Source organism: Phenylobacterium sp., assembly GCF_044236515.1.
GTDB lineage: Bacteria > Pseudomonadota > Alphaproteobacteria > Caulobacterales > Caulobacteraceae > Phenylobacterium.
Genome location: NZ_JBIIGK010000024.1, coordinates 1 through 14,563, shown reverse-complemented (window position 1 = coordinate 14,563; position 14,563 = coordinate 1). Strand labels below are relative to the sequence as shown.

Here is a 14,563-nt window from a genome sequence, read left to right as displayed (position 1 = left end):
CGTCGCGAACCTCGCTCACAGGTTCAGCTCCATCGCGATCAGGGCGAACACCGCGTCGAGCATGATGATCGAGAAGATCGCATGAACCACCGCCGCGGTGACGCGACGGCCGAGGCTTTCAACATCGCCGCCGACCTCCAGTCCCTGGCGGCAGCCGATTCCGGCGATCACCGCGGCCATGAAGGGCGCCTTGCTGAGGCCGATCCAGAACTGGTTGATCCCGACGTTGTCGACGATCCGCTGCAGGAAGAAGGCCGGCCCGAGGTCCAGCACCGTCCAGGTCACCAGCATCCCGCCGAGCAGGCCGGCGATCGTCGCGACGAAGGTCAGCAGCGGAATGGTGATCAGCAAGGCGGCGAAACGGGGAAGCACCAGGGCCTCGAAGGGGTCGACGCCCAGCACCCGCATGGCGTCGACCTCCTGATTCATCTTCATCGAGCCGATCTCGGCGGCGAAGGCCGAGGCCGACCGTCCGGCCAGCAGGACGGCGGTGATGATGATGTTGAACTCGCGCAGTACGGCGATGCCGATCAGTTCGACGACGAACACCTCGGCGCCGAACTGGCGCAGCATGTTGGCGCCAAGCAGCCCGACCACCGCCCCGATGAAGAGCGCGGCGATCGCGACGATCGGGATGGCGTCGAGACCGGCCCGCTCGATCAGCGAGGTGATCGCCGCCCAGCGGATCCGCTTCGGCGCGACGAAGAGGTTCACCGCCGTCTGGGCTAGCACCACCAGCAGGTGGCCGAGGAAGCCCATGGTCTCGAGGAACTCGCGGCCGATATTCACCATGCCGCGACCGATGCGAATCGTCAGGTCATGGAAGCCGGTCGGCTCGCGCCGGACGACCGGCTTGTGCGTCACCGCTTCGGCGACCAACTCCAGCAGGCGGCGCGTCTCAGCGCGCGCCTGAACCTGGGCGAGATCGAAGCCTTCGCCGGCCGCCTTGACGATGGCGTAGGCGCCGGCCGTGTCGAGCTTTCGGACCCGCCGCAGGTCCAGTCCGACGTCGCCGCGGCCACGCAGCGTCTCGGCCAGTCCACGGCCGGCCGGCCCGAGCTGGGCCGCGGTCCAGTCGCCGCTGAGCGCCACGGCGCTGCGCTCGCCCGCAGTCTTGAGGCTGAAGTCGGCGGGGATTTCCATCCGAAGAGGTCTCGGCGCTCCTGAAATGCGGCGGGGTCTTTCGAGTCGCCGCGCCGGTTCTGGCCGACTCTAGCAGAGGCGTGACCTTCGCCGAACGTCCTAACTAGCGTTGCTGTTCCTCACATTACGCCCAAGCTTCGGCCCAATTTCGCCCGACTCTCGAAGCTAAACGTGCACAGGGCTCCGCGGGGGCGGGGCCCGACGGGTCGCAGGCTGGAGAGTAGAGTTGAGCCGACAGATCGAACTCGCCGGGAAATCCGGCGCGCGCTACCGCTACGCAACGCTCGACGAGGAGCGGTTCATCACGCCGGCCGGCGCGAACTACGTCATCGCCGAACTGGACGCCGACGGCGCCAACGTCATCTACGCCGGGGAAACGGACAATCTGGCCAACCAGACGTGGCGCGCGCCGCTGGAAAAGGCCCGCAAGACCTATGCCGACGCCAAGATCCTGACGCGCCTCAACGTCACTCGCGCCATCCGCGAAGCCGAGCGCGTCGACCTGATCGAGCACTATCAGCCGCCGCTGAACCAATAGAGACGTCCTCGTGCTTGCGGGGGGAAGGGGCGCACGCTATACGCCGCAACCTCCTGACCGGCGGATGCGTAGCTCAGCGGGAGAGCACCTCGTTCACACCGAGGGGGTCACAGGTTCAATCCCTGTCGCATCCACCATTCTTCTCCGCACAAGCAGATCCACGCAGGCCGCCGGCAGCGCGTCGTAGTGGTCGATGAGGATGTCCGGGCCGAGCTCGTGCGCCGGGATTTCCGTGTAGCCGAAGCTGACCAGGATCAGGCCCGCGCCCGCCGCCCGGGCCGCCCCGGCGTCCGGCGCCGCGTCCCCGACCATGATCGTCCGGGCGATGTCGCCGCCCGCCGCCGCGACCGCAGCTTCCAGATGGCGCCGGTCGGGTTTCGGGGCGGGAGCGGCGTCGGCGCCGGTGACGGAATCGAACAGCCGGGTCAGGTCCAGCGCATCGAGCAGCGACAGCGACAGGCCGGTCAGCTTGTTGGTGCACACGCACAGCCTCGCGCCATGCGCCCGCAGCGTCTCCAACGCCTCGACCATGCCGGGGTAGGGGTGGCTCTCGTCGGCGATGTGCGCGTGATAGTGGGCGATGAACCGCTCGAAGAGCAGGGGCATGCGATCCCCTGGCGGCGCGGCTCCGGCCTCGGCGAATCCCCGCTCGATCAGCCAGCGCGCGCCCTTGCCGATGAACTGACGGGCGTCCGCATAGGGCAGGGGCGCCAGCCCCTCCGCCGCCAGCAGCCAGTTCAGCGTCCCAACCAGGTCCGGCGCCGATTCGACCAAGGTGCCGTCGAGGTCGAAGGCGATGGTGGCCCCGGCGAGGGCGGACAGGTCGGCGGTCATGCGGCGGCTCGGGTTCCGGAAAACGCGCCGGACGCTAGCCGCTTCTCGCCCCGCGTCACAAGGCTTGCTAAGGCTCGCACCCTGTCCCGATCGGAGAGCCTCGCCCATGACCGCCCGCGCCGCCGTGATCCTCGCCGCCGGACAGGGCACGCGCATGAAGTCTCCGACCCCCAAGGTGCTGCACAAGGTTGGCGGCCGGACGATGCTGGACCGGGTGATCGACACCGTCGAGGCGCTGGGCTGCGCGCGGATCGTCGTCGTGGTCGGCGACCACAGCCCGGCGGTCCGAGCTCTGGTCGAGGCGCGGCTCGGTTCCGCGGCGGTGGCGGTCCAGGATCCGCCGCTCGGCACCGCCCATGCCGTGCTGGCGGCCGCCGAGGCGCTCGCGGACTTCGAGGGCGACGTCCTGATCACCAACGCCGACTGCCCGCTGCTGACGCCGCAAGACCTCGAGCCGCTGTTCGCCCTTCGCCGGGACGCCGCCCTGGCGCTGCTCGGGTTCGAGCCCGCCGACCCCGCGCTCTACGGCCGCCTCATCCAGGGCGCCGACGGCCAGGTGGCCCGCATCGTCGAGGCGCGTGACGCGACGCCGGAAGAGAGGGCCGTTCGGCAGTGCTACGCCGGCATGATGGCCGCCGACCGCGCCCGGCTGTTCGGCTGGCTGGCTCGGGTCGGCAACGCCAACGCCAAGAACGAGTACTACCTGACCGACGTCGTCGGGCTCGCGGTCGGCGACGGAGCCCAGGTCCGCGCGGCAATGGCCTCGGAGGAGGCGGTCATGGGCTGCGACGCCCAGCCCCAGCTGGCGGCCGCCGAGACGATCTTCCAGCAGCGCCGCCGCGCCGAGCTGCTGGCCCAGGGGGTCGCCATGCCGGCCCCCGAGACGGTGCATTTGTCGTGGGATACTCAGGTCGCCCCGGGGGCCATCATCGAGCCCTATGTGGTCTTCGCGGCCGGCGTCACGGTCGAAACGGGGGCCGTGATCCGCGCCTTCAGCCATCTCGAGGGCGCGGTCGTCCGGCGGGGCGCGCTCGTCGGCCCCTACGCCCGCCTGCGGCCCGGCGCCGACATCGGCCCCGAAGCCCACATCGGCAACTTCGTCGAGGTCAAGAACGTCAAGGTCGGGGCGGGCGCCAAGGCCAACCACCTAAGCTATCTCGGCGACGGCGAGATCGGGCCGAAGGCCAACATCGGCGCCGGCACGATCTTCTGTAATTACGACGGCTTCCTGAAATACCGCACGGAGGTGGGCGAAGGGGCGTTCGTCGGCTCGAACACCGCCCTGGTGGCCCCGGTCGTGGTCGGCGCGGGCGCGATGACCGCTTCCGGTTCAGTGATCACCCGCGACGTCCCGCCGGGGGCCCTGGCCGTCGCTCGCGGCCAACAGGCCGACAAGCCCGGCTGGGCGACGGCGTTCCGTGACAAGAAAGCGGCCGAGAAGGCCGCAAAGGCGAAGAAATGAGCGACATCGATCTGCAGAAACGCGCCGCCGGCGAGGCGGCCGCACAGCTTGCCGACTCCGGCATGGTGGTGGGCCTCGGCACCGGCTCGACCGCCGCCTGGTTCGTGAAGGCCCTGGCGGCGCGCGCGCTGGATGTGACCTGCGTCTCGACCTCGCTGGCCACCGAGACCTTGGCCCGTGAGCTTGGTCTGAAATGCGCTCAGCTCGGCGAGACGCGCGAGATCGACCTGACCGTCGACGGCGCCGACGAGATCGGCCCCGGCCTCGCCCTGATCAAAGGCGGCGGCGCAGCCCTGCTGCGCGAGAAGCTGGTCTGGGAGGCCTCGAAGCGCTGCGTCGTCATCGCCGACGCCGCCAAGGTGGTGCCGGTCCTCGGCGCCTTCGCCCTGCCCATCGAGGTGGTCGCCTTCGGCCACCGGACCACTGCGAACCGCATCTGCGACGTGCTGAGCGAGTTCGAGATCGGCGTCGCGCCGCGTCTTCGTCTGAAGGACGGCGAGCCGGTGCGCACTGACGGCGGCAACCTTATCTATGACGCGGCCTGCAAGGCCATTCCCGAACCCGCCGCCCTGGCCGCGGCGTTGAAGAGCGTCACCGGCGTGGTCGACCACGGCCTGTTCCTCGACCTCGCCGAACAGGCGCTGGTCGGCGGACCGGCCGGCGTCTCGACCCTCGAGCCGTAAGTTCAAAGGAGCGCCGCCTTGGCGAAGTACGACTACGACCTGTTTGTGATCGGCGCCGGCTCCGGCGGCGTGCGGGCGGCGCGACTGGCCGCCATGTCCGGGGCCAAGGTCGCGGTGGCCGAGGAGCATCGGGTCGGCGGCACCTGCGTCATCCGCGGCTGCGTGCCCAAGAAGTTCATGGTCTACGCCTCTGAATTCGCGCACCATTTCAAAACGGCCAAAGGGTACGGCTGGACTATCGAAGGCGCGAGCTTCGACTGGCCGGCTTTCATCGCCGAGAAGGACAAGGAGATCGCCCGGCTGTCGGGGATCTACGTCCGCAACCTGCAGAACGCCGGAGCCGAACTGGTCCACGGCAAGGCCCGGCTGGTCGACGCTCACACCGTCGAGGTCGACGGCAAGGGCCGCGTCACGGCCGACAAGATCCTCATCGCCACCGGCGGTCGTCCCTGGATGCCGAAGGACGTGGTCGGCATCGAGCACGCCATCAGTTCCAACGAGGCCTTCCAGCTGCCGGCGCTGCCCAAGCGGGTGGTGATCGCCGGCGGCGGCTACATTGCCGTCGAATTCGCCGGCATCTTCAACGGCCTCGGCGTCGAGACCACCCTGGTCCACCGCGGCCCGAACATCCTGCGCGGCTTTGACGATGACGTCCGGGCCCACGTCGCCGAGGAAATGGAGAAGCGCGGCGTCAAGGTGCGCCTCGGCAGCCAGATCACCGAGATCGCCAAGGGGGAGGGCGGCCTCACCGTCTGCTGCACCGACAGGCACAGCCTCGAGGCCGATGTCGTCCTCTTCGCACTCGGTCGCGAGCCCTACGTCGAAGGGCTCGGCCTGGAGACCGCCGGGGTGAAGCTGTCGGACACCGGGGCGGTGATCGTCGACGACCACTCCCGCACCAACGTCGATAACATCTGGGCGGTCGGCGACGTCACCGATCGGATCAACCTGACGCCGGTCGCCATCCGCGAAGGCGCGGCCTTCGCCCAGACCGAATTCTACGGCAACCCGACCACCTTCGACCACGACACGGTGGCCTCGGCGGTGTTCTCCCAGCCGCCGATCGGCTCGGTGGGCCTGTCGGAGGCCGACGCCCGGCACAAGTACGGCAAGGTCGACATCTACCTGACCCGGTTCCGGCCGATGAAGTACGCCTTCATGCACGGCGACGAGCGGTGCCTGATGAAGCTGGTGGTCGACGCCGCCACCGATCGGGTGGTCGGCTGCCATATCGTCGGCCCGGACGGTCCGGAGATGATCCAGATGGCCGCCATCGCCATCAAGATGGGCTCGACGAAGGCGCAGTGGGACGCGACCTGCGCCGTCCACCCGACCCTCGCCGAGGAACTGGTCACCCTGCGCGAGAAGTACGTGCCGCCGGGCCTGGGCCAGGCGGCGTGAGATTGGCTGGATGACATCGGCCGCGCCGCGGCGCGACCGGCTCGCCGCCTGGTGCGGGTGGGTGATGGTTGGCGCCGCCGCCCTGACGCCGCTGCTGGCCTGGTTTGGTCCGCTCGGCTTCGCGCCGCTGCTGGCGCTCGTCGGCCTGCTCTGCCTTCCGGCGCTGCGCGCCCCGCGGGACGACCTGCCGCTCCTCACCGTGCTGAGCGTGGGGGTCGCCTGGGCCGCGTTATCCACCGTCTGGAGCCCGCATCGTCCCGAGGCCTGGGAAGAGAGCATGGCGCTGAAGCTCGTGCTGCAGCTGCTGCTCTACTGGGCGGCAGTCTGCGGCGCGCGGCGCGCTTCGCCTCGCACGCTGGGCGTCGCGTTCAACATCCTCGCCTGGAGCCTTGCGGCCCTCGGCCTGATGCTGATCGTCGAGGCGTTCACAGGCGCGGCGCTCTATCGGCTCGTCCATGAGGCCGTCGTCGAGCCGATCCGCCCCGATCTCGCCGCCCGCAATCTCGCCCGCTCCACCTTCGTCCTTGCGCTGCTCTGGCCGCTGGCCGCCGCCGGCGTGTGGCGCAACGGAGGTCCGCTATGGCTGGCCGCGCCGATGGCGCTCGGGACCGTGGTCGGCGCCATCGCCTTCGACGCCGACGCTCCGGCCATCGCCGCCTTGCTCTGCGTCGGGACGGTGCTCGCCGTTCTGCGCTGGCCGGCGACGGCGCCGCTCGTCATCGGCGTCGTGGCCGGTGTCTCGTTCATCGTCATGCCGGCTCTCGTCCTGCTCGGCGCGACCCTGTCCAAGGTCCTGACCGTCTCGCCGGCCCTGCCGCTGTCGTGGGCGATGCGCCTCGGCTACTGGCGCCACGCCGCCGCCTTGATCACTCAACGTCCACTCCAGGGATGGGGGCTGGATTCCAGCCGGGCGTTCAGCCCGCAGATCCAGCTGCACCCGCACAATGGGCCGCTCCAGGCGTGGCTAGAACTCGGGGCCCTGGGCGCCCTGGTCCTCGCGGCCGCCTGGTGGCTGGTCCTCAGCCGCCTGTCCCGGCCCAAGGCCCACCTCGGCGCCGCCGCGGCTTGCGGGGCGGCCGTGACCTACCTGCTGTTCGGTCTGGTCAACTACGGCCTTTGGCAGGAGTGGTGGGTGGCGCTCGCGGCGCTGGCCGGCCTTCTGACGGTGGCGCTTGTGCGACCCTCGGGCCTTCGCCCATCGACCTGACACCCCATATGGGGGTAGAAACCGCGCTCCGCGCCCGTCGGGGGTGCAAGAATTCGTGCTGAAGATCATGACCGAACACTGGACGCCCGCCTCCTGGCGCTCGAAGACCGCCAAGCACATTCCGAACGACTATCCGGACCTCTCGGACGTCGCCCGGGTCGAACAGACCCTGCGGGGCATGCCGCCCCTGGTGTTTGCTGGGGAGGCGCGGCGTCTGAAGTCCCTGCTGGCCGACGTGTCGGAGGGGCGCGCCTTCTTGCTGCAGGGCGGTGACTGCGCCGAAAGCTTCAAGGAATTTCACGCGGACAACATCCGCGACACCTTCCGTCTTATCCTCCAGATGGCGGTGGTTCTGACGTTCGCCGGCGGCAAGCCGGTGGTGAAGGTCGGCCGCATGGCCGGCCAGTTCGCCAAGCCGCGCTCCTCGCCGATCGAGACGCAGGGCGACGTCACCCTTCCGTCCTACCGGGGCGACAACATCAATGCGATGGAGTTCACCGAGGATGGCCGCCGGCCCGATCCGAATCGGCTCCTCCAGGCCTATTCGCAATCGGCGTCGACGCTGAACCTGCTGCGCGCCTTCGCGAACGGCGGTTACGCCGACCTGCACAACATCCACCGCTGGACGCTCGGCTTCGTTTCCGACAGCCCCCAGGGCGCGCGATATCGCGAGCTGGCCGACAAGATCAGCGACAGCCTGGCCTTCATGGAGGCGATCGGCGTCACCAGCGAGAACCACCCGGGCCTGCACCAGGTCGAGTTCTTCACCAGCCACGAGGCCTTGCTGCTGGGCTTCGAGGAAGCGATGACCCGCATCGATTCCACCTCCGGCCAGTGGTACGACACCTCGGCCCACCTGGTGTGGATCGGCGAGCGCACGCGCGACCTCGACGGCGCCCATGTGGAGTTCTTCCGCGGCATCAAGAACCCCATCGGCATGAAGTGCGGCCCGACCATGGAGGGCGACGACCTGCTGCGGGTGATCGACGCCCTCAATCCGCAGAACGAGGCTGGCCGCCTGACGCTGTACGGCCGCTTCGGCCACGACAAGATCGCCGACCGCCTGCCGCGCCTGCTGCGGGCGACGAAGGCAGCTGGGAAAAAGGTCGTCTGGGCCATTGATCCGATGCACGGCAACACCCTGACCGCCGCCAATGGCTACAAGACCCGGCCGTTCGACCGGATCCTGTCTGAGGTGAAGAGCTTCGTGGAGATCTGCGAGGCCGAGGGCGTCCACCCGGGCGGCGTGCATCTGGAAATGACCGGCCAGAACGTCACCGAGTGCCTCGGCGGCGCCCGGGCGCTGTCGGAGACCGATCTCGTCGACCGCTACCATACGCACTGCGACCCGCGTCTCAACGGCGAGCAGGCGTTGGAGCTGGCGTTCCTCGTGGCCGAAAAGCTCAAGGCCGAACGCGAGGGGACGGCGCAGCGCGCCGCCTCTTGACGACTGATTGAAAGGAATCCCGCCATGGAGTCGTCCGCGGCGCGGACGTCTCCGGAGGCGGGGACGCGCGCCTCTCCTTACCGCGAAGAACTGCCGCAGCTTCTGAAGCTGTCGGGGCCGGTGGTGCTGTCGCGGCTCGGCATCATGACCATGGGTCTCACCGACGCGGTGGTTCTGGGTCGCTATTCGGCGAAGGAACTGGGGTTCCACGCCCTGGCCTGGGCCCCGACCAGCGTCGCCCTGACCACCGCGATCGGCCTGCTGGTCGGCGTCCAGGTGATGACCGCCCGCGCCGTTGGCGAGGGGCGCCGGGACCGGACGGGCGCCGTTCTGCGGCGCGGCCTGTCCTACGGGCTGCTGATCGGACTTGCCTCGGCGGTACTGCTCGCCGCGCTTGGGCCGCCGTTCCTGCACGTCATCGGCCTCGACCCGGAGTTGGCCGACGGGGCGAGCCTGCCGCTGCTCGTCTTCTCCCTCTCGCTGCCGCTCTATGCCCTCAGCGTCGTCGGCAGTTTCTGGCTGGAGGGTCTGGCGCGACCGGGTCCGGCCGCCGTCGCCATGTGGGTCGCGAACATCGTCAACCTGGCGCTTGTGCTGCTGCTGGTGCCCGGTCATTTCGGATTGCCCGCGCTTGGCGCCACCGGCGCCGCTTGGGCGACCTTCGGCGCCCGGACCTTCCTGACCCTCGCCATCTTCGCCTACATCGCCCGCATGGGCGAAGCCCGATCGCTCGGCGTCTTCCGCAAGCCCGAACGCGACCGCGCCGCCGAGGCCGAGCAGCGGCGCATCGGCTATGGCGGCGGCGCCTCCAACTTTTTCGAGGTCGCGGCCTTCGCCTCGATGAACGTCATCGCCGGCTGGATCGGCGGACTGGCGGTCGCCGCCTGGGCCATCGTCCTCAACGTCATGGCCATCGTCTTCATGGTCCCGCTCGGCCTGGCGTCGGGCGCCGCGGTCCTCGTCGGCCGCGCCTACGGGGCTCGAGACGCGGCGGGCATCGTGCGGGCCGGTGTCGTCGCTTTCATCGTTACGTTGGCGTTCGCCCTTGTAGTCAGCTTGGTGATCTGGCCGGCCGCCGGCCTGATCGTCGGCGGCTACACCCGCGAGACGCCGCTGCTCGCCATCGCCGCACCGGCGATGGCGCTGGCGGCCTTGATGTTCGTCCCTGACTGCCTGCAGGTCGTAGTCGCCCAGGCGTTGCGGGCGCGCGGTGACGTGCTGGTGCCGACGGCGACGCACATGGTCACCTACTTCGGGGTGATGATGCCGCTGGGCTACTGGCTGGCGATCCCGCTCGGCTACGGCGTGAACGGCCTCGTCGGCGCGATCATCCTCGCTTCGCTGATCTCCGCGGGTCTGCTTCTCGCGCGGTTCTGGATGCTGAGCCGGCGCGGGCTCTAAGCGCCGAGGATCCAGCCCTCTTCGCGCTCAGCGTCCAGCACCACGTCGGCCCCGGCCTCCTTGCCCGGACCGAACTGGGCCGCGAGTTTGCCCGCCTCGTCCAGCCGCGCGAAGTGCTCCGCCAAGGCCCGAACCTGCGCCAGGTCCTTGACCTCGCCCGGGGCCGGTTGCGGCTTGATCAGCGACGGGTAGACCTCTGCCAGCACCGCCTCGACGCCCTGCAGGTCGGCCTCGGTCAGCGCCTTGAACCCGGTTTCGAACGGCCACACCCGCACCGCATCGCCCCGCGCCATCTTCAGCCGCTTCACGGCCGGGATCCCGAGGATCGCCTGACCTCCGACGGAGCCGTTGTAATAGAGCTTCCAGATTGACGCCGCGCCCTTGGCCGCCAAGTCCGCGTGACGGAACTCCGGTAGGTCGTCGGGTCCGTGCTCGCGGGTCCGCTTCGGCTGCAGCGTGGTCAGGGCGTCTTTCGGCGGGCAGCCCCAGAAGGGGAACGGGCCGCCGGTCATCCGCCGGTTGATCTCGGCTCCGACACCGAAACGATTGTTGGTGTTGTCGGCCTTGTCCTTGGCCATCTTGTCGATCTGGTCCCAGGCCGCACGCCAGGGCCGCTCGCCCGGCAGCTTCAGCGCGTCCGCGAAGCCGCGGGGGAAACCCAGCGGGAAGTCGAACCCGACCAGCGCGCGTTCTGACCGCTTCTTAAGATCGTCGAGAATGATCGCCAGCCGCTTCTCGGCCTCCGCGCGGGTCGGCGGATTGTAGCTTTCGAACGCCATCCGGAAACGGACGTCGCGCTTCAGCACGCCGATCCAGACGGAGTCGGCTCCGGTGGTCGGCTTCGACGCCGCGCTCCAATCGACGATCACATAGGCGCTGAACAGGCGCGGCACGACGAGGCTCCCTTGAACGGCGCCAGCTTGTAGCCGCTCCGTATGACGCGGCCAACGGGCGAGGAGTTCCAGGAGCCTGCAAAGGTGGCGTGCGGCCCGGGCGTCTGGTAGGCGCTCCCCGCCCAGTCGGAGCTTTTCATGGTTGAGTCCCTGCGCGGCGGCGTCATCGGCGCCGGCGTTTTCGGCGGCTACCACGCGCGCCAGTACGCCCGCCTCGACGGCGTCGTCCTGTCGGCCGTGCTGGACCCGCATCCGGAGCGCGCCGCCCAGGTCGCCCTGCCGCTCGGCGGCCGGGCATTCAACGACCTCGGCGCCTTCCTCGACGCCGTCGACGTGGTGACCATCGCCTCGCCGGCGGTCCACCACGCCCCGCAGGCTCTCGCGGCCATCGGCGCCGGCAAGGCGGTCTATGTGGAGAAGCCGCTGGCCGTGACCCTCGCCGACGCCGCGGCGATCCGTCAGGCGGCGGAGGGCAGGGGGCTCATCGTCGCCTGCGGCCACCAGGAGCGGGTGGTCTCGCGGGCCATGGGCCTGCTCGACATCCCCGAGCAACCGATCCGGCTTGAGGCGCTGCGCCACGGCCCGCCGTCGGACCGCAGCCGCGACGTCAGTTCGGTCCTTGACCTCATGATCCACGACATCGACCTGGCCTTGGCGCTCAGCGACGCCCAGCCGACCGCGGTCACGGCCAATACCGCCGCGACGGGGATCATCGACACCGCCCGTGCCGAGGTCCGCTTCGACGACGGCTATATCGCCAGCTTCGACGTTTCCCGTCAGGCTTCGGAGCGTCGCCGCACCATGAAGGTCGTCTACCCCTCCGGCGAGGTCGAGATCGACTTCGTCGCCCGCACCTTCCGCAACACGACGCCCTTCGCCCTCGATCCTGCCTTCGCCGAGACACCTGCCGGCCGTGACCCCTTGGGTGCCAGCGTCGAGGCGTTTCTCGACGCCGTTCGCGGCGCCGCGCCGCGCCCGGTGGTGACCGCAGAGGAGGCGATCGCAGCCCTCGATGTCGCCCTCCAGGTCGAAACGGCGGCTGGCCGGGCGTGACCTGACGGTCGATTGCCATTATCTGCCTGCGCGAACTTCCTATCTAAGGCCCATCATGCCCGCGTATCGCTCCCGCACCTCGACCCACGGCCGCAACATGGCAGGCGCGCGCGGCCTCTGGCGCGCCACCGGCATGAAGGACGCCGACTTCGGCAAGCCGATCATCGCCGTGGTCAACTCCTTCACCCAGTTCGTGCCCGGCCACGTGCACTTGAAGGATCTCGGCCAGCTGGTCGCCCGAGAGATCGAGCGCGCGGGTGGAGTCGCCAAGGAATTCAACACCATAGCGGTGGATGACGGCATCGCGATGGGCCACGACGGCATGCTCTACAGCCTGCCCTCGCGCGAGGTCATCGCCGACAGCGTCGAGTACATGGTCAATGGCCACTGTGTGGACGCCATGGTGTGCATCTCGAACTGCGACAAGATCACCCCTGGCATGCTGATGGCCTCGCTGCGCCTCAACATCCCCAGCGTCTTCGTCTCCGGCGGCCCGATGGAAGCCGGCAAGGTCATCCTCAAGGGCAAGGAAGTCGCCCTCGACCTCGTCGACGCCATGGTCGCCGCCGCCGACGAGAATGTGAGCGACGAGGACGTGGCCACCATCGAGCGCTCGGCCTGCCCGACCTGCGGCTCCTGCTCGGGCATGTTCACCGCCAATTCGATGAACTGCCTGACCGAAGCCCTTGGCCTGTCGCTGCCCGGCAACGGCTCGGTCCTGGCGACCCACGCGGACCGCGAACGCTTGTTCCGCGAGGCCGGCCACCTGATCGTCGACATCACCCGCCGCCACTACGAGCAGAACGATGACAGCGTCCTGCCACGCAATGTCGCCAGCTTCCGGGCGTTCGAGAACGCCATGAGCCTCGACATCGCCATGGGCGGCTCGACCAACACCGTCCTGCACCTGCTGGCTGCGGCGCACGAAGGCGGCGTCGACTTCACCATGGCCGACATCGACCGGCTGTCCCGCAAGGTGCCGTGCCTGTCGAAGGTCGCCCCGGCCAAGTCCGACGTCCACATGGAGGACGTCCACCGCGCCGGCGGTGTGATGGCCATCCTGGGCGAACTCGAGAAGGGCGGCCTGATCCACACCGACCTGCCCACCGTTCACAGCCGGAGCATGGGCGAGGCCCTGGCCCGCTGGGACGTCGGCCGGACCAACTCCGAGACGGTGCAGACCTTCTATCGCGCCGCGCCGGGCGGCGTGCCTACCCAGGTGGCGTTCAGCCAGTCCCGCCGCTGGGAGGAACTCGACCTCGACCGCGAAGGCGGCGTGATCCGCTCGGTCGAGCACGCCTTCTCGCAGGACGGCGGCCTCGCCGTGCTTTCCGGCAATATCGCCCTCGACGGCTGCATCGTGAAGACTGCCGGCGTCGACGAGAGCATCCTGAAATTCGCTGGCCCGGCCCGGGTCTTCGAGAGCCAGGACGCCGCCGTCAGCGCAATCCTGACCGGCAAGATCGTCGCTGGCGACGTGGTCGTCATTCGCTACGAGGGCCCGCGCGGCGGGCCCGGAATGCAAGAGATGCTGTATCCGACCAGCTATCTGAAATCGAAGGGTCTCGGCAAAGCCTGCGCCCTGATCACCGACGGCCGGTTCTCCGGCGGCACCTCGGGCCTGTCCATCGGCCACGTCTCGCCGGAAGCGGCGGAGGGCGGCCTGATCGCGCTCGTCGAGGACGGCGACCGGATCGAGATCGACATTCCGAACCGCACCATTCAGCTTGCCGTGGACGAAGGTGTCCTCGCCAAGCGGAGGACGGCGATGGAAGCGCGGGGCGCGGCCGCCTGGAAGCCCGCCGCTCCGCGCAGCCGCAAGGTTTCGACCGCCCTGCGCGCCTACGCCGCCTTCGCCACCAGCGCCGCCCGCGGCGCGGTGCGGGAAGTCCCTTAGAGGTCGAGCTCGATCACCAGCGGGACGTGGTCGGAGGGTTTGTCCCAACCCCGCACGTCCCGATGAATCGAGACGCCGGTCAGCAGGTCCGTGGCCTGGGGCGAGAGCAGGGCGTGGTCGATGCGGATCCCATGGTTCCGCTGCCAGGCGCCGGCCTGGTAGTCCCAGAAGGTGTAGGCGCCCGGCGCCCCGTCGAACTCGAGGTAGGCCTCGGTCAGTCCCAGCCACTTCAGGGCCTGGAACGCCTCCCGGCTTTCGGGCTGGAAGAGGGCGTCGTCGACCCAGGCCTTGGGGTTCTCCGCGTCCCGAGGCTCGGGAATGACGTTGTAGTCGCCGAGCAACGCCAGCGGCTCCTCCAGCGCCAGCAGCTCGCGGGCGTGCGCGTTCAGGCGCGCCATCCAGCCAAGCTTGTAGGCGAACTTCTCAGTGCCGATTGGATTGCCGTTCGGCAGATAGATCGACGCCACCCGCACCGGCCGCGGCCCTGACACCACCGCCTCGACGTACCGCGCCTGCTCGTCCGCATCGTCGCCGGGCAGCCCACGGCGGATATCCTCCAGCGGCGTCTTCGAAAGCAAGGCGACGCCGTTGTAGGACTTCTGGC

Annotated in this window: 13 protein-coding genes and 1 tRNA gene; 10 read left to right on the top strand and 4 right to left on the bottom strand. The window is 69.3% G+C overall.

The window, feature by feature from the left end; all coding sequences use genetic code 11:
- Nucleotides 1-15: 15 nt before the first annotated feature.
- Nucleotides 16-1,143 (bottom strand): MlaE family lipid ABC transporter permease subunit, encoded by a 1,128-nt coding sequence (locus ACILRF_RS04380; RefSeq protein ID WP_395671049.1) that lies wholly within the window; start codon nt 1,141-1,143, stop codon nt 16-18.
- 226 nt (nt 1,144-1,369) lie between these two features.
- On the opposite strand from ACILRF_RS04380, the gene ACILRF_RS04375 reads away from it, so the two are divergent.
- Together ACILRF_RS04375 and ACILRF_RS04370 are read left to right on the top strand one after the other, a co-directional pair.
- Nucleotides 1,370-1,681: a hypothetical protein gene (locus ACILRF_RS04375; protein WP_395671048.1), complete on the top strand. Its 312-nt coding sequence runs from the start codon at nt 1,370-1,372 to the stop codon at nt 1,679-1,681.
- A 62-nt stretch (nt 1,682-1,743) separates the two neighbouring features.
- Nucleotides 1,744-1,818, top strand: a tRNA-Val gene (locus ACILRF_RS04370).
- On the opposite strand, the gene ACILRF_RS04365 is transcribed toward ACILRF_RS04370, so the two are convergent.
- The gene (locus ACILRF_RS04365) at nt 1,775-2,515 is read right to left on the bottom strand and encodes an HAD-IA family hydrolase (RefSeq protein WP_395671066.1); all 741 of its coding nucleotides are present in this window, start codon (nt 2,513-2,515) and stop codon (nt 1,775-1,777) included. The genes ACILRF_RS04370 and ACILRF_RS04365 overlap by 44 nt on opposite strands.
- A gap of 106 nt (nt 2,516-2,621) precedes the next feature.
- Between ACILRF_RS04365 and glmU the strand changes: the two genes are divergently transcribed.
- From glmU to ACILRF_RS04335, 6 genes are all read left to right on the top strand, one after another.
- Nucleotides 2,622-3,977: a bifunctional UDP-N-acetylglucosamine diphosphorylase/glucosamine-1-phosphate N-acetyltransferase GlmU gene (gene glmU, locus ACILRF_RS04360; protein ID WP_395671047.1), complete on the top strand. Its 1,356-nt coding sequence runs from the start codon at nt 2,622-2,624 to the stop codon at nt 3,975-3,977.
- On the top strand, nt 3,974-4,660 hold the full coding sequence (gene rpiA / locus ACILRF_RS04355; protein WP_395671046.1) for a ribose-5-phosphate isomerase RpiA: 687 nt from the start codon (nt 3,974-3,976) through the stop codon (nt 4,658-4,660). Before glmU ends, rpiA begins: the two co-directional genes overlap by 4 nt.
- Before the next feature lie 18 nt (nt 4,661-4,678).
- Nucleotides 4,679-6,061: a glutathione-disulfide reductase gene (gor, locus tag ACILRF_RS04350; protein WP_395671045.1), complete on the top strand. Its 1,383-nt coding sequence runs from the start codon at nt 4,679-4,681 to the stop codon at nt 6,059-6,061.
- A 10-nt stretch (nt 6,062-6,071) separates the two neighbouring features.
- Nucleotides 6,072-7,268: an O-antigen ligase family protein gene (locus ACILRF_RS04345; RefSeq protein ID WP_395671044.1), complete on the top strand. Its 1,197-nt coding sequence runs from the start codon at nt 6,072-6,074 to the stop codon at nt 7,266-7,268.
- A gap of 67 nt (nt 7,269-7,335) precedes the next feature.
- On the top strand, nt 7,336-8,715 hold the full coding sequence (locus tag ACILRF_RS04340) for a class II 3-deoxy-7-phosphoheptulonate synthase (protein ID WP_395671065.1): 1,380 nt from the start codon (nt 7,336-7,338) through the stop codon (nt 8,713-8,715).
- A 24-nt stretch (nt 8,716-8,739) separates the two neighbouring features.
- On the top strand, nt 8,740-10,116 hold the full coding sequence (locus ACILRF_RS04335) for an MATE family efflux transporter (RefSeq protein ID WP_395671043.1): 1,377 nt from the start codon (nt 8,740-8,742) through the stop codon (nt 10,114-10,116).
- Here the strand turns inward: ACILRF_RS04335 and ACILRF_RS04330 are convergent.
- Nucleotides 10,113-11,009 (bottom strand): cobalamin biosynthesis protein CbiG, encoded by an 897-nt coding sequence (locus ACILRF_RS04330; protein ID WP_395671042.1) that lies wholly within the window; start codon nt 11,007-11,009, stop codon nt 10,113-10,115. The two genes, ACILRF_RS04335 and ACILRF_RS04330, sit on opposite strands and share 4 nt — an antisense overlap.
- Before the next feature lie 138 nt (nt 11,010-11,147).
- Between ACILRF_RS04330 and ACILRF_RS04325 the strand changes: the two genes are divergently transcribed.
- Together ACILRF_RS04325 and ilvD are read left to right on the top strand one after the other, a co-directional pair.
- Complete coding sequence (locus ACILRF_RS04325) at nt 11,148-12,062, top strand: Gfo/Idh/MocA family protein (RefSeq protein ID WP_395671041.1); 915 nt, start codon at nt 11,148-11,150, stop codon at nt 12,060-12,062.
- A gap of 55 nt (nt 12,063-12,117) precedes the next feature.
- Complete coding sequence (ilvD, locus tag ACILRF_RS04320; RefSeq protein WP_395671040.1) at nt 12,118-13,959, top strand: dihydroxy-acid dehydratase; 1,842 nt, start codon at nt 12,118-12,120, stop codon at nt 13,957-13,959.
- Here ilvD and ACILRF_RS04315 read toward each other — a convergent pair.
- On the bottom strand, nt 13,956-14,563 hold a 608-nt coding region (locus ACILRF_RS04315; protein WP_395671039.1), incomplete at its 5' end, for an exodeoxyribonuclease III. The genes ilvD and ACILRF_RS04315 overlap by 4 nt on opposite strands.